17 protein-coding genes are annotated in these 20,314 nt (G+C 62.4%); 15 read left to right on the top strand and 2 right to left on the bottom strand.

Translation table 11 applies throughout. The features are described 5' to 3' along the window. The first annotated feature begins 71 nt into the window (after positions 1-71). From FX984_RS28590 to FX984_RS28575, 4 genes are read left to right on the top strand one after another with little or no spacing between them, the layout of a single operon-like run. Complete coding sequence (locus FX984_RS28590; RefSeq protein WP_092359401.1) at positions 72-1,058, top strand: sugar ABC transporter substrate-binding protein; 987 nt, start codon at positions 72-74, stop codon at positions 1,056-1,058. After that, positions 1,058-2,581, top strand: coding sequence for a sugar ABC transporter ATP-binding protein (locus FX984_RS28585; RefSeq protein ID WP_146476845.1), 1,524 nt, complete (start codon positions 1,058-1,060; stop codon positions 2,579-2,581). The genes FX984_RS28590 and FX984_RS28585 overlap by 1 nt, the downstream gene beginning before the upstream one ends. Next, positions 2,574-3,560, top strand: a complete 987-nt coding sequence (locus FX984_RS28580) for an ABC transporter permease (protein ID WP_146476846.1) — start codon at positions 2,574-2,576, stop codon at positions 3,558-3,560. Before FX984_RS28585 ends, FX984_RS28580 begins: the two co-directional genes overlap by 8 nt. Further along, the gene (locus FX984_RS28575; protein WP_146476847.1) at positions 3,557-4,483 is read left to right on the top strand and encodes an ABC transporter permease; all 927 of its coding nucleotides are present in this window, start codon (positions 3,557-3,559) and stop codon (positions 4,481-4,483) included. The genes FX984_RS28580 and FX984_RS28575 overlap by 4 nt, the downstream gene beginning before the upstream one ends. A gap of 180 nt (positions 4,484-4,663) precedes the next feature. Here FX984_RS28575 and FX984_RS28570 read toward each other — a convergent pair whose 3' ends face one another. Then, positions 4,664-6,763 carry a TonB-dependent receptor family protein gene (locus FX984_RS28570; RefSeq protein ID WP_146476848.1) on the bottom strand — a complete coding sequence of 700 codons (2,100 nt, stop codon included), beginning with the start codon at positions 6,761-6,763 and terminating at the stop codon, positions 4,664-4,666. A 284-nt stretch (positions 6,764-7,047) separates the two neighbouring features. Between FX984_RS28570 and FX984_RS28565 the strand changes: the two genes are divergently transcribed. Genes FX984_RS28565 through FX984_RS28535 form a run of 7 tightly spaced genes read left to right on the top strand, consistent with a single transcriptional unit; the run spans position 7,048 to position 15,142 of the window. After that, the gene (locus FX984_RS28565) at positions 7,048-8,805 is read left to right on the top strand and encodes a carbamoyltransferase family protein (RefSeq protein ID WP_027604944.1); all 1,758 of its coding nucleotides are present in this window, start codon (positions 7,048-7,050) and stop codon (positions 8,803-8,805) included. After that, entirely contained in the window at positions 8,789-9,919 is a 1,131-nt protein-coding gene (locus tag FX984_RS28560; protein ID WP_146476849.1) for a glycosyltransferase, read from the top strand. Before FX984_RS28565 ends, FX984_RS28560 begins: the two co-directional genes overlap by 17 nt. Continuing rightward, positions 9,919-10,815, top strand: a complete 897-nt coding sequence (locus FX984_RS28555) for a GNAT family N-acetyltransferase (protein WP_027604942.1) — start codon at positions 9,919-9,921, stop codon at positions 10,813-10,815. The genes FX984_RS28560 and FX984_RS28555 overlap by 1 nt, the downstream gene beginning before the upstream one ends. After that, on the top strand, positions 10,812-12,209 hold the full coding sequence (locus tag FX984_RS28550; RefSeq protein ID WP_146476850.1) for a PIG-L deacetylase family protein: 1,398 nt from the start codon (positions 10,812-10,814) through the stop codon (positions 12,207-12,209). The genes FX984_RS28555 and FX984_RS28550 overlap by 4 nt, the downstream gene beginning before the upstream one ends. Before the next feature lie 23 nt (positions 12,210-12,232). Beyond that, positions 12,233-13,189, top strand: a complete 957-nt coding sequence (locus tag FX984_RS28545) for a glycosyltransferase family protein (protein ID WP_146476851.1) — start codon at positions 12,233-12,235, stop codon at positions 13,187-13,189. A 51-nt stretch (positions 13,190-13,240) separates the two neighbouring features. Next, positions 13,241-14,005: a hypothetical protein gene (locus tag FX984_RS28540; RefSeq protein WP_027604939.1), complete on the top strand. Its 765-nt coding sequence runs from the start codon at positions 13,241-13,243 to the stop codon at positions 14,003-14,005. A 39-nt stretch (positions 14,006-14,044) separates the two neighbouring features. After that, positions 14,045-15,142 (top strand): glycosyltransferase, encoded by a 1,098-nt coding sequence (locus tag FX984_RS28535; RefSeq protein ID WP_027604938.1) that lies wholly within the window; start codon positions 14,045-14,047, stop codon positions 15,140-15,142. Here FX984_RS28535 and FX984_RS28530 read toward each other — a convergent pair. Beyond that, positions 15,131-15,697, bottom strand: coding sequence for a BUD32 family EKC/KEOPS complex subunit (locus FX984_RS28530; protein WP_027604937.1), 567 nt, complete (start codon positions 15,695-15,697; stop codon positions 15,131-15,133). The genes FX984_RS28535 and FX984_RS28530 overlap by 12 nt on opposite strands. 148 nt (positions 15,698-15,845) lie before the next feature. Between FX984_RS28530 and FX984_RS28525 the strand changes: the two genes are divergently transcribed. From FX984_RS28525 to cysC, 4 genes are all read left to right on the top strand, one after another. Beyond that, positions 15,846-17,024, top strand: a complete 1,179-nt coding sequence (locus FX984_RS28525) for an O-antigen ligase family protein (RefSeq protein ID WP_027604936.1) — start codon at positions 15,846-15,848, stop codon at positions 17,022-17,024. Positions 17,025-17,033: 9 nt separating this feature from the next. Further along, positions 17,034-18,842, top strand: coding sequence for a lipid A export permease/ATP-binding protein MsbA (gene msbA, locus FX984_RS28520; protein ID WP_027604935.1), 1,809 nt, complete (start codon positions 17,034-17,036; stop codon positions 18,840-18,842). Positions 18,843-18,995: 153 nt separating this feature from the next. Next, a complete protein-coding gene (locus FX984_RS28515) occupies positions 18,996-19,700 on the top strand; it encodes a sulfotransferase family 2 domain-containing protein (RefSeq protein ID WP_027604934.1) in 705 nt (234 codons plus the stop codon). After that, complete coding sequence (cysC, locus tag FX984_RS28510) at positions 19,693-20,301, top strand: adenylyl-sulfate kinase (RefSeq protein WP_146476852.1); 609 nt, start codon at positions 19,693-19,695, stop codon at positions 20,299-20,301. The genes FX984_RS28515 and cysC overlap by 8 nt, the downstream gene beginning before the upstream one ends. Positions 20,302-20,314 lie beyond the last annotated feature (13 nt).

The raw sequence follows: 20,314 nt of genomic DNA, 5'->3' as shown, positions 1-20,314 counted from the left end.
AATAAAAATCCTGGCACGGGCTCTGCAATGCCTCCTGGTGAACCCTTTCACCGGTCGCAGCGGAGCCCTGTATGCCTTCCAGCCTTTCCTCGCTTTCCCGTTTGATCTGCCTTGGCGCCGCGCTGTTGCTGGGCCATGTCGTCAGCGTCCAGGCTGCCGAGGGCGATGAGGCCGTGCCGTCCCTGGCCGGCAAGCGCATTGCCGTGAGCATGACCGGCACCAGCCACTATTTCGATATCAAGGCGTTCCAGGCCCAGGTCGATGAGATCAAGCGCCTGGGCGGCACGCCGATCACCCTCGATGCCGGGCGTAACGACAAGAACCTGGTGACCCAGCTGCAAACCGTGGTCACCCAGAAACCCGACGCCGTGATCCAGACCCTCGGCACCCTCAGCGTGATCGACCCCTGGCTCAAGCGCATCAGCAAGGCCGGCATCCCGCTGTTCACCATCGATGCACCGTCCCAGTACAGCCTCAACAACACCACCTCCGACAACGTCGCCACCGGCAAGGCGTTGGCCGATCAGTTGATCAAGGACGCCGGCGGCAAAGGCAAGATCCTGGTGTTCAACGGTTTCTACGGCGTGCCGGTGTGTGCGATCCGTTATGACCAGTTGAAGCTGGCGCTCAAGGATTACCCCCAGCTGGAAATCATCCAGCCGGAACTTCGCGACGTGATCCCCAACACCGTGCAGGATGCTTATTCACAAGTCTCGGCGCTGCTCAACAAATACCCGGCGGGCAGCGTCTCGGCGATCTGGTCGGCGTGGGACATTCCGCAGTTGGGCGCGAGCAAGGCGCTGATCGATGCCGGGCGCACCGAGATCAAGACTTACGGCGTCGACGGTACGCCGGAAGTGCTGGCGCTGCTCGGCCAGGCAAATTCGCCGGTGGGGGCGGTGGTGGCGCAGCAACCGGCGTTGATCGGCAAGACCGCTGTGCAGAACGTGGCGCGCTACCTGGCCGGGCAACGAGACCTGCCCAAGGAAACCCATGTGGCCACGCTGCTGACCACCGCGGCCAACCTGGACCAGGTTCAGCAACTGCGGGGTGACTGATGCCGGCATTGCACCTGCAACACTTGCATAAACGCTTTGGCGCCACCCTGGCGCTGGATGACGCAAGCCTTAAAGTCGAACGCGGCAGCATCCACGGCCTGGTGGGGGAGAACGGTGCGGGCAAGTCGACCTTGATCAAGATCCTGGCCGGCATCCACAAGGCGGACGCGGGGCAGGTGAGTATCGATGGCCAGTCGTACGCCGCCTTGTCACCGCGCCAGGTGGATGCGCTGGGCGTGCAGTTCATCCATCAGGAGCGTCTGTTGCCCGCCAGTTTTACCGTGGGCGAGGCGCTGTTTTTCGGGCATGAATTGCGGCGCGGGCCCTTTGTGGATCGACGCCGGCAGCAACGTGAAGCCGAGCGCTTGCTGGCGGAATATTTTGATCTGCAATTGCCCGCCGGTGCGCTGGTGAGCGAGCTGAACAGCGCCGAACGCCAGGTGCTGCAAATCACCCGGGCGTTGATTCGCCAGCCCAAGATCCTGGTGTTCGACGAGCCCAGCGTGGCCTTGGTCAAGCGTGAAGTCGACCAGTTGCTGCGCATCGTCAAGCGCCTGCGCGACCAGGGTTTATCCATCCTGTACATCTCCCATTACCTACAGGAAATCGACAGCCTCTGCGATGAAGTCACGGTGCTGCGCAATGGTCGGGACGTGGCGGTGGTGCAGCCCCGGCATACGTCCAGCGCCGAGATTGCGCGGCTGATGGTAAATCGCGAGGTGCAGGAGATGTACCCCAAGGCCAAGGTTGCACCGGGAGCGCCGCTGTTGCAGGTACGCGGGTTGAGCCTGGCGCGGCGCTATCGGCAGATCGATCTGGAGGTGCGGCGCGGAGAAATCGTCGGCCTGACCGGGCTGGTCGGCTCGGGAGCCAAGGAGTTGTTCAAGACACTCTTCGGTGTCGAGCGCGCCGACAGCGGCAGTGTGCATCTGGACGGGCGTTTGCTGCGCCTGCGTTCGCCGGCCCAGGCGATTGCCGAGGGCCTTGCGCTGGTGCCGGAAGAGCGGCGCAGCCAGGGGATCTCGCCGGTGCTTTCGGTGCTGGAAAACCTGACGCTGGCGGGGCTCGGACGGTTCAGCCGCTGGGGCTTGTTGAGCCGCCGCAAGGAGCAGGCGGAAAGCCTGCGGCTGATCGACGAATTGGCAATCAAGGCGCCTGGGCCCCAAGCGGCGGTCAGCCAGCTCAGTGGCGGCAACCAGCAGAAGGTCGCCCTGGGGAAGTGGCTGAGCCGCCGCTCCGCCGTGTACCTGTTGGATGAGCCCTGCGTGGGGGTGGATGTGGGGGCCAAGGTGGAAATCTACCGCTTGATCGGACGCTTGGTGGAAGAGGGCGCGGCGGTGCTGGTGTTGTCGTCGGATTTGCCGGAGTTGCTGGGGATCAGTGACCGAATCCTGGTGCTGCATCGGGGTGAGATCGCCGGTGAATTCCGTGCCGGGGAGGCGGACAGCGATCAGTTGCTGGCCTGTGCGACGGGAGCCGTGGCTGCTGCGACTTCAAATGCTCGCGAGGTGGAACATGCTTGAAGCGGCGACGCCTGGGTTATCGCAGCGGTTGTGGGTGCTGGTGCTGCGCCGTGGGTCGGTGGGGGTGTTTGTGGCGATCCTGCTGGGGTTTGCCGTGGCTGCGCCGAATTTTCTGTCGGTGGGCAATCTGGCCAATGTGTTCAGTCAGTCGGCGATCCTCGGCGTGCTGGCCTTCGGGCTCACCTGCGTGATTATCGGCGGCGGCTCGAACGTGGTGGCTGGAGGGCTGGACCTGTCGCTGGCGGCCAACCTGGGCTTGTGCGCGGCGGTATTCAGCCGCCTCAATAATGCCGGCCTGGATCTCGGGTTGACGTTGCTGCTGACTCTGGGCTGCGGTTTGGCGGTCGGCTTGCTGAATGGGCTGGCCGTGGTGGTGCTGCGTTTGCCGCCGTTGCTGGCGACCCTGGCGAGCATGAATGTATTGGCGGGGCTGGAGTTGGTGTTGACGGAGAACACGGTGGTCTCCACGGACTCGCCGCTGCTGGACCTGCTCAGTGGTGGCACCTGGTTGGGCGTACCGGCCCTGGCCTGGGTGCTGCTGGTGACGGCGGGCGTGTTGACGCTGCTTATCCAGCACTCGGCCTATGGGCTGCGCCTGCATGCGGTGGGCGAATACCCCCAGGCGGCCGAAGCGGCGGGCATTGGAGTGCCCGTCTACGTATTGTCGAGCTATCTGCTGTCCGGTCTATGTGCCGCGGTGGCTGCGCTGTGTTCGGCGGCGTTCTTCAGCGGCAGCACCACCGGCTCCGGTGACATGCTGCTGTCGGTGGTGGCGATCGCCTTTCTCGGTGTGGTGTTTTCCCGCCGGCTGGTGGCGAGCATTCCTGGGACGTTGCTGGCGGCGCTGTTGATTGGTTTTCTGATCAATGGCTTTCAACTGCTTAACCTCTCCAGCTTCTGGGTCAATGGTGTGCAGGGCGTGTTGATCCTGCTGGTCGTCGCAGCCTCCAGTGCAGTGAACCGAGGGGCGACGGCATGAACGCACGCGCCGTATTGCCGCTGACATTGCCACTGGTATTCACCCTGATTGTCGTGGTGTTTGCGCTGCAAGCGCCGGGCTTCCTCAGTGCAGGCAACCTGCAAAGCCTGGTGCTGAACAACTTCGTGCTGCTGGCGATTGTCGCTATCGGCATGACCTACGCGGTGGCGGCCGGTGGCATCGACCTGTCGGTGGGCACGGCGCTGGACTTTGCCAGTTTCAGCTTTGTGGTGCTGCTCAATGGCGGCCATGGCTGGGCGGTGGCGGCCACGGGCGCGCTGGCGGCGGCGCTGCTGGTGGGGCTGGTCAACGCCGGCCTGATTGCCGGGCTGCGCATCAGTCCGTTCCTGGCCACCCTGGGCACCCTGTTTATCGGCACCAGCGCCCAGCAACTGCTCTCGGACGGCGGCCAGCCGATCTATATCAGCCAAGGCTTGAAGCCTGAGCTCACTGGGCTGACACCGCTGCTGGTGGTAGTGGGGCTGGCGCTGTTCTACGGCCTGGCCCTGGCGCGCGGACGCCTGGGCCGTGAGTTGCTGGCCCAGGGCACCCAGCCGCTGCTGGCGTATTACTCGGGGTTGTCGGTGCGGCGCATCGTCACCATCGTGGCCCTGGCTACCGCCCTGGCCTGTGGGGTGGCCGGTGTGTTGCTCAGCTCGACAGTCAGCGCCTATGTGCCGCTGTCCGGGAACGCGTTTTTGCTCAATGCGATTGGCGCGGTGTTTATCGGCACCACCTTGAGCCGACAGGGCCGGGCAAATATTCCCGGGACGCTGCTCGGAGTGCTGTTTATCAACGTGATCGCCAACGGGCTGCTGCTGATCGGCTGGAATTTCTACTGGCAGCAGGTGGCGACCGGGGTGCTGATCTTTATCGTGCTGAGCTTCAGTTTCGCCAGCCGGCGGATGCTGGAGCGCGTCTAGTGTTGCACCCCGAAAGCTGGACTCCATCCGACGCTTGGGGGAATGAGCAAACTCCCCTTATTGCATAAACAATTTCAGGCGACCGCATTCCTGTGGTGAGGGGGACAAGCCCGCTCGCCACAGGGGTTCCGGTTTGCTGCGCGACAGCGCGGGGCCTCCCACATTGAAGGTGTGGTGCGTTCAGAATTGATACTCGGCACCCGCCCCGGCGTACCAGGAGCGCCCGGGCGCCGCTTCGTAGTAGCGGCCATTGCCGTCGCCGACGATCACCGAACCGACGTACTGGCGGTCCAGCAGGTTGTCCAGGCGCAGGGTCTGGTGGAAGGTCCAGTGTTCGACCTTCTGCTCGAACCGTGCGCGCCAGTTGAACACGCTGTAGCCCGGCGCAGCGTGTTGGCTGTTGGTGTCTTCGACGTAGACCTTGCTGCGGTACAGGCCTTCGACAGCGGTACTGACCCAGTCCCGGGGTTTCCAGTTCAGCTCGGCGAACAGCGTGGTTTGCGGCACGCCGGGAAGGTAGTTGCCTTTGTCCACGGGAGTTGTGCCACTGGTGAAGTCGCTGTCGTAGGTGGCTTGCAGGCGCGTGTACGCGAGGTTGGTGCTCCACTGTTCGCTGAGTTGGCTTTCGATGCCCAGTTCGAAGCCGCGGCGCAGGGTGCGGCCGGCGTTTTGGTAAGTGGTGCGCCCTCCGCTGGATTGCTGCACTACCAGTTCGTCCTCGGTGGTGATCTGAAAGAGGGCCGCATTCACGCGGGTGTCCTGGCCAATGCGAGCTTTCAGGCCGATTTCATACTGTTTGCTGACCGATGGCTTGAGCGCAAAGTTGAAGCCGTTCGCCGTGCTGGAGTACGCGGACTCGGCCTGGGTTGGGGTTTCGAAACCTTTGCCCGCGCTTACATAACCGTGCAAGTCAGGTGTGAAGGCGTACATGACGCTGACCGACGGCGTGTTCTTCTGGTAGGTCTTGCTGCCGCTGTCGTTGCCGTCGCTGAGGAAGTGATCGTCTACGTCCATTTCCATGGTGCTGTGGCGCAGGCCGGCTTGCAGGGTCCAGTCACCCAGCAGCCAGTTGGCTTGCACGAACGGGTCGAGGCTGGTGGCGGTGTCGATTTCATCGCGGCCCAAGGCCCCTTTGACACCATGCACCCCATTGACGGTGTTGGAATAACCTTGGCGATCATCCTGGCTGCGGTCGTAGTCGAGGCCGGTGATCAGGGTCAGGTCGCCGGGTGCGCTGGTGATGGGTTGCAGCCAATGGAGGGAGCCGCCATAGAACTTGCGGTCGAAAGCTACCACACCGCCGCGAGCGTTAGCCGGGTTGGCGGCGCCACTGCCGAACCTGTCCGGGATCGACAGATACTGAATCACACTCCGCCGCCCGGTATACCCGTTCACCTGCAGCGTCGCATCACCGAAATACCGCTCATAATTCATGCCCAATTGCTGATGATCGATACTTTTGCGCGTGTTGTACGTCAGCGCATTGCTGCTCACCGAGCGCGGGTCGGCCTTGTAGGCGTCCCAGGTCTGCCCCAGTGGATCCTGGGTACCGTTCTGCTCCAGGCTGCTGTAGATCAGCGCCAGCTTGCTGTCGTCATCCGGTTGGAAGTTGAGCTTGGCGAAGGTCTGGTCGCGACGGGCGCTGCTGTGGTCGCGGTAGCCGTTGGTATCCATGCGCGAGGCGTCGAGTACAAAGCCTGCGCCGTTCGCCGCGCCTTCAGCGCTCAGGTGGTTCTTGTTCAGGCCGTCGCTGCCCACCAGGGTTTCGGCGCCGATGCGCGGCGGGCCTTCGCCATCGCGGGAAAACATCTGGATCACGCCGCCGGCATTGCTGCCATACAGGGTGGCGGCCGGGCCGCGCAGCACTTCGATATGCTCGGCGGTGTCGAGGTTGAACGTGGCGGCCTGGCCCTGGCCATCCGGGGTGCTGGCGGGGATGCCGTCGGCGATCAGCTTGATGCCGCGCACACCGAACGCCGAGCGGGCGCCGAAGCCACGGGAGGAAATCTGCAGGTCCTGGGCATAGTTCTGGCGGTTCTGCACCACCAGGCCGGGCACGCGGGACAAGGCTTCGGAGGCGTTGATGCCCAATTGGCCGTCGCTGATCTGCTCGCGGCCGATGCCGTCCACGGAGTAGGGCAGGTCGAAGGTCGGGCTGGCGCTGCGCGAGCCGGTGACGACGCTGGGGTCGAGGATCAGCGCGGGGTCGTCAGCCTGGGCGACGCCGCACAGGGCGAGCAGGCCGGGCAGCAACAGGTTGAAGCGAGCGAGAGGGGTCATGAGTCAGCCGGAATCCGTGGCGCTTAGGGTGTAAACGCGCAAAAGGGCGCGAGTTTAGTGACTGGGAAGATTTTTATCATTCAGGAATTCGGCTACGCGCCCCATCAGCGCGCTCGCACTGTGCACACGGCGATGCTGCAGGCGACTCTTGCCGCTCGCCGCTAACAGCTTCCCACTGCTTTTGAGCTATAATCCCGCCCTTTAGCTGTTTCCTGCCCAGGCGGGAAGCACACTTTTTTCAGGCGCAACCCGCCTGCATGCAGACTAAAAGAGGCTAGACCCCTGTGGCATTGACGATTCTTGGCCTGTCCGGCGCCCTTAGCCATGATCCTTCCGCAGCCTTGTATATCGACGGCAAGCTGATCGCGGCCGCCGAAGAAGAGCGCTTCGTACGCGACAAACATGCAAAGAACCGCATGCCCTACGAGTCGGCGAAGTTCTGCCTGGAACAGGCCGGCATCAAGCCTTCCGACGTCGATGTGGTGGCGATCCCGTTTGCCCCGATCAGCCTGTTCGGCGAGGCGCGCTGGCACTACGCCAAGCGTTACTGGTACGCCCCGGACCGCGCGCTTGACGCGATCCTGATGGGCAACCGTCGCTACAAGCGCTATCGCAACAAGATCGTCTGGTGCCTGGAGCAACTGGGCTTCGATCCGAAGAAAATCAAGATCGAACCGGTTGAACACCACCTTGCCCACGCGTCCAGCGCCTACCACTGCTCCGGCTTCCAGGAGAAGACCGCGATCCTCGGCATCGACGGCAAGGGTGAGTACGCCACCACGTTCTTCGGCTACGGCGAGAACGGCAAGATCCACAAGATCAAGGAATTCTACGATCCGGACTCCCTCGGCGGCCTGTACGGCGCGATCACCGAGTTCCTCGGTTTCGAGATGCTCGACGGCGAGTTCAAGGTCATGGGCATGGCGCCGTACGGCGATGCCAGCAAGTACGACTTCTCGCGCCTGGCCTCGTTTGAAAACGGCGAGCTGGTGATCAACACCGACTACGCCAACGTCATCGGCCTGCGCCGTTATAAAGAGAAGGGCAAGGGCTTCTACTTCTCGCCGAAACTGATCGAGTGGCTGGGCCCCAAGCGCGAAGGCGACATCGCCGACGAGCCGTACATCCACTACGCCGCCAGCATGCAGGCGCTGTTTGAAAAGCTGGCCTTGCAGATGATCGACCATTACCTGGGCGACATCCTCAAGGACACCGGCAAGCTGGCCTTCGCCGGCGGCTGCGCGCTGAACGTCAAGCTGAACCAGAAGATCATTGCCCGTGACGACGTGAAAGAGCTGTTCGTGCAACCGGCGTCCGGCGATGCCGGCACTGCTGTCGGTGCCGCCGCGTACGTGTCCCACGCCCGTGGTGTACCGGTGGAGAAGATGGAACACGTCTACCTCGGTCCGTCCTACAGCAATGAAGACGTGATCGCCGCCTGCGCCAAGCACGAGAGCAAGCCGAACTGGCGCAGGATCGAGAACATGCCCAAGCGCATCGCCAAGATCATGGTCGACGGCAACCCGGTGGCCTGGTTCCAGGGCCGCATGGAGTTTGGCCCGCGCGCCCTGGGCGGTCGTTCGATCATCGGTTGCCCAAGTGCGACCGGCGTGGCAGACCGCATCAACCACCAGATCAAGTTCCGCGAGCGCTGGAGGCCTTTCTGCCCGTCGATGCTCGACACCGTAGCGCCCCAGATGATCAAGGTCGACCACCCGGCGCCGTTCATGACCTTCACCTTTGAAGTGTCGGAAGAGTGGAAGACCCGCGTGCCGGAAGTGGTGCATGAAGACGGTACCTCCCGCGCCCAGGTGCTCAAGCGCGAATACAACCCGCGCTACTACGACATGATGAAAGAGCTGGAAGTACTGACCGGCAACGGCGTGTCCCTGAACACCTCGCTCAACCGTCGTGGCGAAGCGATGATCTGCTCGCCGACCGACGCGCTGAACATGTTCTTCGGCTCCGACCTGCAGTACCTGATCATGGAAGACATCCTGGTCGTCAAGGACGGCGTGGACCCTTATGACGCGCTCGGCTGAACGCCACGTCCTGCAGTTCTGCCATGGCTATGACGGGCCGTTCCTGGACTGCGCGCGGCAGTACGCCAGCCTGTTCGCAGGCTCCGGCTACAAGGTGACCACGGTGTTTCTCACCGGGGTCGCCGACCCGCACGTGGCCGCCGGTTGCGCGTCCGATGAAGTGTTGTTCATGGAATTCAGCTCCAAGGCCATTCGTGGCCTGAAGCTGGGTGCCATCCGTGAATTGCGCAAGATCGCCGCATCGCGCAACTTCAGTTTTTGTATCGCGCACCGTTTCAAGCCGATCTACATCGCCTTGCTCGGCACGCGGCTGCCGGTGATTGGCGTGCATCACGCCTTTGGTGACTACCAGCGTCGCAGTCGCAGGCTGTTTGCCGGGATCTTCCGCAAGCGCCTCAGCCTGCTGGGGGTTTCCGACGCGGTGCGTGACGATATGCGCCGCTGCCTGCCGACCTGGCCGGCGGCGCGCATCCAGACGTTGTACAACCGCATCGACGTTGACGCCTTGCAGGCCACCCAGGTGCCTGCACATGAGGCGCGTGACGCGTTGGGGTTGTCGCCGGACGAATGGGTGGTCGGCAATGTCGGTCGCCTGCACCCGGACAAGGACCAGGCCACATTGCTCAAGGGCTTTGCCCGGGCGCTGGCGCACTTGCCGGCCGACAGCCGCCTGGCCATCCTCGGCAGCGGTCGCCTGGAGCAGGACCTCAAGGCCCTCGCCCGGGAGCTGGGCATTGCGGACAAGGTGCTGTTCCTCGGCCAGGTGCCGGATGCGCGTCGGTACTTCCGGGCATTCGATGTGTTTGCCCTGAGCTCCGACCATGAACCCTTTGGCATGGTGCTGCTGGAAGCCATGGCGGCCGGCGTCCCGTTGCTGGCCACGGCCTGTGGCGGCGCGAAGGAAGTGGTCGAAGGCGTGGGTATCCTGTTTCCCTTCGGCGATGCCGGACACCTTGCCCAGGGGCTGCGGCACCTGGCAGCGATGGACCAACACCAGCAACGGCAGTGCGCCGAGATGATGCTGGTGCGCCTGCGCGAGCGTTTCTCGGATCAGGCGGTACGCGATACCTTCTGGCAATTGCCGCACGTTATTGAACTGACCGCGGGGGCTTGATGCTCAATCGATTCCAAGGCTGGCGCGAGCGTGGCTGGTCCGTCGTCGACGCGCCGGTCTACAGCGATGCCTGGCAACGTTTTGGCGGCAGTGTCGCGACCCACCCGCAAGTGATCGAACGTCTGGCCGGGCTGGCCGACATCCCGGTGCGTTACCTGGCCTGGGAGCAGGGTGGCGAGCTTCAGGCCTGCATCGCGACCTGGGGGCGCGACCTGGCCTTGTCCAAGGATGTGCTCAAGCAGCGCGGCAAAAAAGGCCTGTTCGACCTGGGCAACGCCGAGTTGATCCTGCCCGCCGCGCCTGCAGCCCAGGCGCCCTTGCGGCACCGTGCACGCTATTTGTCGGCCCTGAATGAAGGCCGTTTCAGCGGCCTCAAGCCCCAGGCCGAACAGTTGGCCATGGCCCGCACCCCGGAAGAACTGTCGAAGAAGTTTCGCTACAACCAGCGTCGCGAACTGCGCTTGCTGGAAGAGGCCGGTGGGGTGGTGCGACCGGTGAGCGAGTTTTCCAGTGGGGAGTTGGCCGCGATCTACTGCGATCTGTTCCTGCGCCGCTGGGGCTTTGTCGCCACCGGCGCCGAGCGCATGGCCGAGGTGATCGAGTTGCTGCGCGAATGGCTGATCGGTTCGGTGATCTTCCTCAATGATGCGCCCATCGCTGTCCAGTTGGTGTACCGGGTCGAGTCGCCGGAGTGGATCAGCGTGGAGTACGTCAACGGTGGTGTCGACCCTGAAACCCGTGCGTTCAGCCCGGGCAGTGTCCTGAGCTTCCTCAACACCCAGGGCGCCTGGGAACAGGCCCGTGAAGTGGGCAAGCCGCTGCGTTTCTCCTTTGGGCGTGCTGACCGCGAGTACAAGGACCGTTGGTGCAACCCTGTGCCGGTGCTGACCGTATGAGCCGCAAACAGCAATTGCTCAAGCGCCATCGGCGCAACAAACGGGTCGGTTTGCTGATCGGCTTGCTGCTGCTGGTGGTGATCGGTATCTGGGTGGCGTGGTGGCTGCCGTTGGTGCTCGGTGTGCTGGCCTGGGTCGCCCACGAGGCATGGTTTGCCGACCATCTGTTTTATGCGCCCAACGAAGACTACCGATACCGGTTTTCGACGGATGCCGAGGTGGCTGGGGTTCGCTTCGACGGTGACCGGCTGCGGGTGGATTCGCTGCTGCAAGCCGAGGCGACCCTGGTATTGGCTATCAAGGTCAAGAGTGGTTGGTTGGGACGTTTCCTGGATCCGGCCATTGAGATTCTGGGCGGCGAGAGCACTGACCGACAGGCCTTCGAGCGCGGGGTGAATGGCGTTCGCTACCTGAACCTCAGTGGCTGGGCGCCGGCCCTGATGTCCGGTGAGCTGCGCTTGCGCGGGCGTTTTTGTACTGTGCAGGGCGCTCCTCGGCTGTGGGCCTGGGGCACGCCGGATTATTCGGCGCAGCGGGTCATGGTTATCGCGCCTCATGCCGACGATGCCGAATTGGCTGCCTTCGGTCTTTACAGCCAGGCCGAGAAGCCGTGGATCGTGACCCTCACCGCCGGTGAAATCGAAGCCGAGCACTATCAACGCATGGGCCTGGATCCGGTCGAGGCCGCGCGGACCAAAGGGCGTTTGCGCGCCTGGGACAGCATAGCCGTGCCGCTTTGGGCCGGTGTGCCACAGGCACACTGCGTGCAGCTGGGTTACTTCTGCCTGCAACTGCCGGCGATGCGCGCTGCGCCTGATCAGCCGATCGCTTCGCGCGAGGCCGACCTGTCGGATACCCGCCTGTTCCGCCAATTCAACCCTTTCCCGTTGCCGGCGGATGCCGATGGCCTGCCGACCTGGAACAATCTGCTGGCCGACCTGCGCCAAGTGTTGTTGACGGCACGCCCTGAAGTGATCGTGTTGCCCCATCCGATCCTGGATCCCCATCCAGACCATATCTGTGCGCAGCAAGCGGTGATCGAGGCCCTGCAAGGCTTGGAATGGCAGCCGACCACCGTGCTCGGCTACGCCAACCACCTGCATGACAACGACCGCTGGCCCATGGGCGACGCGGGCACCGGTATTGCCTTGCCGCCGCTGTTCGATGACGCGCTGGAACTGTGGCCATGCAGCCTGTCGCTGTCGCCGGCCCGGCAGCGCGACAAGGCCATGGCGCTGGGCATGATGCATGACCTGCAACCCGCCCCGCCGTTCAAGCGTCGTGTGCGGCGCTGGCTGCAGCGGGTCTTGGCGGGGCGGACGCGGTCGCCTTATGGTGAGAACGAGTTTTTCCGCAAGGCCGTACGACGGCATGAGTTGTTCTGGCGTTTGTGACGGCAGTTGTGAAAGGGAAGGTCATGAAAGTTTTGTTTCTGGTACAGAAAGAACAGCGCGCGATTCTGGATCGCCTGTACGAAGGCATTGCCGAGCACTGCGAGTGTGATACCCGCTGGCTGAGCAGTGCTGAGCAGCGCAACCTGCGCGGTTACTTCAAGCGTGAAGTCGACGTGAGCCGTTATGACCGCGTCGTGTTCTTCCTGCGGTTCAAGCAGGAGATTCGCCAGGCCGGCTTTATCCGTACGATCCCGAACCTGGTGATCCTCGAACACGATGCCTACCAGAACTACATTCCCTGCAAGTACACGGGCAAGTTCAGTGCCCATTACCGTCGGTTGCCGTGGGTGCGGGTCATCAGTTCGGGGCATATGGTGACCGAGCGCCTGCGCGCCGAAGGCTTCGATGCGGTGTTCGTGCCCAAGGGCTACGATCAGGCGCTGTTGCAGGCCCAGGGGTTGGAACGCGACATTGAGCTGGCATTTGTCGGCAGCACCAACAGCGTGGCCTACAGTGGTCGCAAGGCATTGCTCGATGAATTGGCCCGCGTTGAACCTTTGGTGGTTACGCGCACCAAATCCGGTGAGGAATATTGCGCAACCCTCAACCGGATTCGTTTTTTCGTCAGTGCCGACGTGGGCATGGGCGAGTATATGATCAAGAACTTCGAAGCCATGGCCTGTGGTTGTGTGCTGCTGGCGTTTGACCAGGGCGCCGCGGAAAACCAGGCCCTTGGCTTCAAGGACATGGTCAATGTGGTGTTCTACAAAGACATTCCCCAGTTGCAGGAAAAACTCGCTGCATTGCGATCCAATCCTCAACTGGCGGCCGAGATTGCGCGCAACGGGCAGGACCTCGCGGTCAGCCAGTTCAGCTTTGCGCGCATCGGCCAGCGCATTGTCGAGGCGCTGAAGCCGCCGCTGCGGCCCCGGGCACCGTTGAGTTTGCTGGAAACGCTGCGCTTGAAACTAGGCGTTTGATATCTGCCAGGTGGCCGCGCTTGGTGGCCTTATGATATTATCGAGGCTTGAATGCAATTCTCCGCTCAAAGCGATATAACGCTCGTCGTGACCAGTTGTGGTCGCTTCGATTTGCTGAAGCGCACGCTCGCGAGCTTCGATCTGTTCAATACAGCGGCCATCCGCGAAGTCTTCATTACCGAAGACTCTGGCGATGACGCGGTACGCCTGGCGATTCCCGAGCATTGGCTCGGCCATTGCACGTTCCTGATCAACCGCCCGAAGCTGGGGCAATTGGCATCCATCGACTTGGCCTACGGGTCGGTCAAGACCCCGTACATATTCCATTGCGAAGATGACTGGGCGTTTTATCGACCCGGGTTTGTCGAGGATTCGAAGACCGTGCTGGAGCAGCGTCCCGATATTCTCCAAGTCTGGTTGCGCAATTACGTTTACGACTTGCAGGTGCACAGCCCCTATATTCATCTGGGGCCGCGCGAGGTGATTGGCGGGGTACCTTGTTATTCCTTGCTGTCCGATAAGCCTGAGTGGCAAGGGTTCTCGCTGAACCCGGGGCTGCGACGTATCAAGGAATACCGGTTATGTGCGCCCTATGCCGGGTTCGAGGGTGAGAAAGGGCTTTCCAGGCGTTACGCGCAGCTGAACCTGGGCGCCGTCACCCTGGAGGGCGATGCGGTCTTGCACACCGGTTTCGGTTTGCATGTGGCGACGGCGGAAGAGCGCTTGACCAAGGCGCGGCGCAAGCGGCGAGAGCGGGTCAAGCTGGTGCTCATGCTGATCCTGGGGGTCGGCATCGGTTGGTTGATCCGCCAGTAAATACGACGAGCCACACCAACGCCGCATAAGGTTTTTTCGATGAGTATTCTCAACATCATGTGGGCTGGTGGCTCTGCATTCGCTTCGGTGCAGAAGGTTCATCAGCAAATACTGGCCCAGGCCGACAGCGATGTACCGGTGCACACCTGGTTGCTTCAGGGCAGCGCCGCCGGCAGCGATGGCCTGGTAGAGCAGGCCGTCGAGTGGAACCTCTCATCCGCCAGGCTCAAGGGGCGGCACCTGTGGAAGTGGCTGATGCCGTGGATGCGTGCGCGCTTCCAGAAGGCCCTGCCTGAGGATGTGCAGGTTGTACTGCTGGATGGCATCGGTGTCGCGCGGGTGCTTTTACCGGTGCTCAAGCACCTGCCGCAGGTGCGGGCCGTGGTGATTTTTCATGGTGTCACGCGCTTGCGCAAAGCTGATCGCAAACTCTTCGAGCAACTCCCGGCGTCGCAACTGACGCTGGCGGCCGTGTCGCAAACCCTCGCCGGTTCCCTTGAGCGTTACCTGCAAAGGCCCGTGGCGGTGCTGCGCAGTGCCTTCGATCCTGCGGTGTTTCGTGCCGCCGCGCTTGCCCGTGAGCCGGCGCGATCCCGCCTGGGGCTGCCGTTGGATGGCTCGCCGGCAGTGGGGGCGGTAGGTCGACTGGTCGACGGCAAGGGGTTCGGCTGTTTGCTGGAGGCCTTTGCCAGTGCGACGGCCGATCGGCCGGATGCGCGCCTGGTGATCATCGGCGAGGGGCCGGCGAGGCCCAGGCTTGAGGCGCGTATCGAGGCGCTTGGCTTGCGCGACAAGGTGTACCTGCCGGGGCATATTCCTGAGGCGGCGACCCTTTATCGGGCGTTTGACTGGGTCGCCATTCCGTCGACGGAAGAGGGCCTGGGGTTGATCCTGCAAGAGGCGGTGATGGCCGGCGTGCCTGTACTGACCAGCGAACTGGCAGTGTTCCGCGAACAACTGGGTGATGCCGGCTGGTACGCGCCCGTAGACAGCGCCACGTCCTGGGGGCAACTCCTGGCACGCGCGTTCGTGAGTTCCGGCGTGCAGGTTGTCGAGGCTCAATCGCGGGCGTTGGCGCCGGAGCAGGCCTGGAACGATTTCACTGAAACCACCCGGCGGCTGTTCTCATGCCGCTAGCAGTGCTTGCTCCAGTGCTTGCATTGGAAAGTGTTCGTTCAGCTTCTCGCGCGCAATATAGCGGGCGAAGTGTTGCAGGTTGCGCCTTGCCAGTTCCGGGTTCAGGGGCGCGCGCAGGAAGCGCATGTCGGCCACGTCGATCAGGCCCATTTCATTGTCCGGTGTCACGACAATATTGCCCAGGTGCAACGAACGGAAGTAGATGCCCGCGCCATGCAGGCGGCGAATAAGGGCCACCAGCGGGTCGAGGTTGGTGTGCCAGTCAAAGCCTTCACGGTTGGAAATCTGGCGCAGCGTTTCGCCCGGCAAGGGGCGGTAGAGTACGGCGGTCATGCCGGGCGCCGTCAGTTGAAAGAACGCGAGCACGGTCAGGGTCGGGATGCCTCGTTGTTGCAACTGCGCCACGTTGTCGATGAAACGCTTGGAGTACGGGCGGAACAGCGCGGACGACAGCAGGCGCTTGCGGCGAAACAGCTTGAGGATGTTCCCGTCGGTCAGCAGGTAGACTTTGGGCCCGTAGCTGTCCTGTTCCAGGATTCTGGCACCTTCAATCATCGCGGTTAAATCGGCTTGGGAAAGCCTTGAACATTGCATCGTCGGAAAGCCTTGTGGGAGTCGCGGGCACAGTGATCGGTAATAATGCCGAAAGTTTTGGGTTTTAACCATGCCGGGTTGGCGGGTTGAACGTATTCAGGAGCGGGTGATGCAAGCAAGTCGTTGGGCGCAGGTATGGATGATTTTCGGGTTACTTTGGTTTTTGCTGGCGATTGCTTTTGCCCCGACCAATAAGATTTATCAACAGGGTTTGACGCTGTTCCTGTGGTTGCCGGCGATGGTGTTTGCCTGGTCGGCCCGTGAGCGTCTCATGGAGGTCTGGCGCGAGCAGCGCTGGCTCTGCGTGATGGTCGGGTTGCTGGCAGCTTGGGGGGCGATCAGCCTGACGTGGACCAATGCCGAGGACCCTTCGCGCGAAGCCAAGCGTCTGCTGTACATCGGCGTGTTCCTGCTGTTTTTCCCGGTACTCGCCTGTGGTCGGACCGAGCAGGTGATCCGCGTGATGCAATGGGGTGGTTTCGGCCTGGCCCTGTCGTCGCTCCTGGCGATCATCAAATTCTATGGCTTTGAGCATAACGACTGGTATGCGCGTCTCGAAGGCCTGGGCCAGTTGAGCCATCCGATCCTGGGTGCCTATGTGATCGGCCTGGCCGCCGTGTGGTTGCTGCACTGGCTGCCGCGCGGTCGCTGGATGCAGGTGGCATGGGCAGTGTCCATCGCGTTGCTTGGGTTGTTCGTGGTGCTGAGTCAAAGCCGCGGCGCCGCACTGGCGTTGTTGCTGACTGTCGTGGCAATGCCGGCCTGGTGCCGTGACCGCCGTAGCACGGTGATTGCCATTGGTGCGGTCATCGCGGCGCTGGCGGTGTTCTTCGCCATGCAGTCCCTGGTGCTGGCACGGGGTGTGTCTTACCGCCCGCAGATCTTCATGGCCGCCGTGCAGATGATCAGCGAGCGCCCGTGGACCGGCCTGGGGCTGGGCGGGGACTACAAGGTATTTGCCGACAACCTCTTTTTCGATCACTCCCACAACCTGTTCACCCACGTGAGCATCGAGTTGGGCCTGCCCGGCCTGCTGCTGTGGTGCGGCCTGTGGTTCGGTGTGCTGTGGCAGGCCTGGAAGGCCCGCGACACGCTCTATGGCAAGGGCATCATCGGCATGTGGGTGTTTTCGTTCCTGGCCATGCAATTCGATGCCGCCAGCCTGACCGGCACGCCGCGGGCCGAGTGGTTTATCTCCTGGCTGCCGATTGCCCTGGCCAGTGTTTTGGTCTGGGCTCGGGCCAAACCCGACGCGTGTGATAAAGTTCGCGTCCTACCCAATCAGTGAGCTCGACACATGAGTGACGCACCGCCCAAAGCGGACCAGGAATCCAGCCTGAAAATCTATTTCCGGCTGCTGGGCTATGTGAAACCGTACCTCGGCATGTTCCTGCTGAGTATCGTGGGCTTCGTGATCTTCGCTTCGACCCAGCCAATGCTCGCCGGGATTCTCAAGTACTTCGTCGATGGCTTGAGCAACCCCGATGTGGTGTTCCTGCCCAAGATCCCGCTGTTCAAGGACCTGAAGTTGCTGATGGCCGTGCCGCTGCTGATCATCCTGATCGCCGCGTGGCAGGGGCTGGGGTCGTTCCTGGGCAACTACTACCTGGCCAAGGTTTCCCTGGGGCTGGTGCATGACCTGCGGGTCCAGTTGTTCAACAAGCTGCTGGTGTTGCCGAACCGCTATTTCGATACCCACAACTCCGGGCACCTGATTTCCCGTATCACCTTCAACGTGACCATGGTCACCGGTGCGGCCACCGATGCAATCAAGGTGGTGATCCGCGAAGGCCTGACGGTGGTGTTCCTGTTCGGCTACCTGCTGTGGATGAACTGGAAGCTGACCCTCGTGATGCTGGCGATCCTGCCGCTGATCGCGATCATGGTCGGCAGCACCAGCAAGAAATTCCGCAAGCAGAGCAAGAAGATCCAGGTGGCAATGGGCGATGTGACGCACGTCGCTTCGGAAACCATCCAGGGTTACCGGGTGGTGCGCAGCTTCGGTGGCGAAAGCTACGAGGAGCGTCGCTTTGCCGCCGCCAGCCAGGGCAATACCGACAAGCAACTGCGCATGAACAAGACCGGTGCGGTCTATACGCCGATGCTGCAACTGGTGATCTACACGGCCATGGCCGCGTTGATGTTCCTGGTGCTGCTGTTGCGCGGTGAAGCCACGGCGGGTGACCTGGTGGCCTACATTACTGCGGCGGGCCTGCTGCCCAAGCCGATTCGCCAGCTGTCGGAAGTCAGCTCGACGATCCAGAAAGGCGTGGCCGGTGCCGAGAGCATCTTCGAACAACTGGATGAAGAGCCCGAAGTCGACAGCGGCACTGTGGAGCGTGATCGCGTCAGCGGTCGCCTGGACGTGCGCAACCTGAGCTTCACCTACCCGGGTACGGAGCGTGAGGTGCTCAAGAACATCAGCTTCAGCGCAGCCCCTGGGCAGATGATCGCCCTGGTCGGCCGCTCGGGCAGCGGCAAGTCGACCCTGGCCAGCCTGATCCCGCGTTTCTACCATCACGAAACCGGGGAAATCCTGCTGGACGAGGTCGAGATCGAAGACTATCGCTTGCGTAACCTGCGTCGTCACGTGGCCCAGGTGACCCAGCATGTGACCTTGTTCAACGACACCGTGGCCAACAACATCGCCTATGGCGACCTCGCGGATGCACCTCGTGCCGACATCGAGAAAGCCGCCGCCGACGCCTACGCCATGGACTTCATCTCCGAGCTGCCAAAAGGCCTGGACACCGAAGTCGGTGAAAATGGCGTGCTGCTTTCCGGTGGTCAACGTCAGCGCCTGGCGATCGCCCGGGCCCTGCTGAAAAATGCCCCGCTGCTGATCCTCGATGAGGCCACTTCGGCCCTGGATACCGAGTCCGAGCGGCATATCCAGGCTGCACTGGACAAGGTCATGAAAGGTCGCACCACCCTGGTGATTGCGCACCGGTTGTCCACCATCGAGAAAGCCGACCTGATTCTGGTGATGGACCACGGCGAAATTGTCGAGCGCGGGACACATCTCGAACTGCTGGCCATGGGTGGTTATTACTCGCGCCTGCACGCCATGGGGCTGGACGAGCCGGCGACGGCAAACATCACCTGACCAGCCGGGGCGCGCAATGCGCCCCGGTGTTTGTATCGGGCCCGTTACAGGGCTTGACCAAAGCCAAATAATCCAGCGCTTGTCGTTTGTTATGTTGGCCTTCTCGATTCGAATGACGAACGAGAGGGCTAACCTTCTTGCGTGGGTATTGGAATGCTGCAACGTCTACTGTGGAAGCTGCTTCCCAAGCACCAGAGGGTGTTTCTGCTGGGGCGTTTGTCGGTGGTGGATCGCCAGGCGGTGAACAAATCCCTGTCTGGGGTAGCAACGCTTAACCCGGCTTTCGAACGACACCAGTGCGTGTTTATCCATGTGCCCAAATGCGCCGGTAGCAGCCTGTGCTCGGCACTTCTCGAGGGGCGCTGGCCGGGGCATCTGCCATATTACTGGTATGAGCAGCAATTTCCCCAGCACTGCGAGCGCAGCTTCAAATTTGCCTTCGTACGCGACCCGCTGGAGCGTGCCTACTCGGCCTACACCTATTTGCGCGGCAACGCCATGGGCCCTCGCGACCTGCAAGCCCAGGCGCTGGTTTCCAGCTACCGTGACTTCGACCATTTCGTTGCCGGCTGGCTGCACCCGGATAACCTGCGACGCCAATTGCACTTCGCTCCCCAGACCGACTTCCTGGTCGACCACATGGGCCAGATGGCCATGGACTTTCTCGGGCGCCAGGAGTCTTTGCAGGAGGACTTCCTGCACCTGTGCGAACGCCTCGGGGTGGACTCATCCCTGCCGCATCTGAATGTTTCACTGGGGCGTCGCCACGAGGCGGTCAGGGACTTTTGCTCCTCGCGTACGCGCCGATTGGTCAGGCGTGCCTATCAACGTGACTACGAGGTGTTGGGTTATGAATAGCCAGTTGCTGACCGGCGGTTGCGCTGCCATCCGTCCCTTTTCCCTATCGCTGTCCGTGGCCGCACGGGCGGCGCTCAAGCATCAGCAGCCCTGCTGCGTATGGCTGACGGGGCTGTCCGGGTCCGGCAAGTCGACCCTGGCCAATGCCCTGGAGGTGCAACTCAACGAGCAGGGACGGCACACCTTCGTGCTCGATGGCGATAACTTGCGCGCGGGGCTGTGCAATGACCTGGGCATGAGCGATGCGGCGCGCAAGGAAAATATCCGGCGTATCGGCGAAGTGGCGCGCCTGATGGTGGACGCCGGCTTGATTGTCATTGTGTCGGCGATCTCGCCGTTCAGCGTCGATCGCGCGAGCGCCAGGGCGCTGTTCGGGCCGGAGCAGTTCTTTGAGATTTATGTCAGCACGCCCTTTGACGTATGTGCCCGGCGCGATCCCAAGGGCTTGTACCGCGCCGCACTGGAGGGGCGCATCAAGGCCTTCACCGGGTTGGACAGCCCCTATGAGGCACCGCTTGCGGCCGACTGCGAAATCAATACCGATGAGGTCGAGCTGGCCGAAGCCGTGGAGCACATCCTGGCGATACTGTTTAAAAAGTGATCAGTTTCAGTGC

It is taken from the genome of Pseudomonas marginalis (assembly GCF_008692035.1).
GTDB lineage: Bacteria > Pseudomonadota > Gammaproteobacteria > Pseudomonadales > Pseudomonadaceae > Aquipseudomonas > Aquipseudomonas marginalis.
This window is presented reverse-complemented; position numbering and strand designations above follow the sequence as displayed.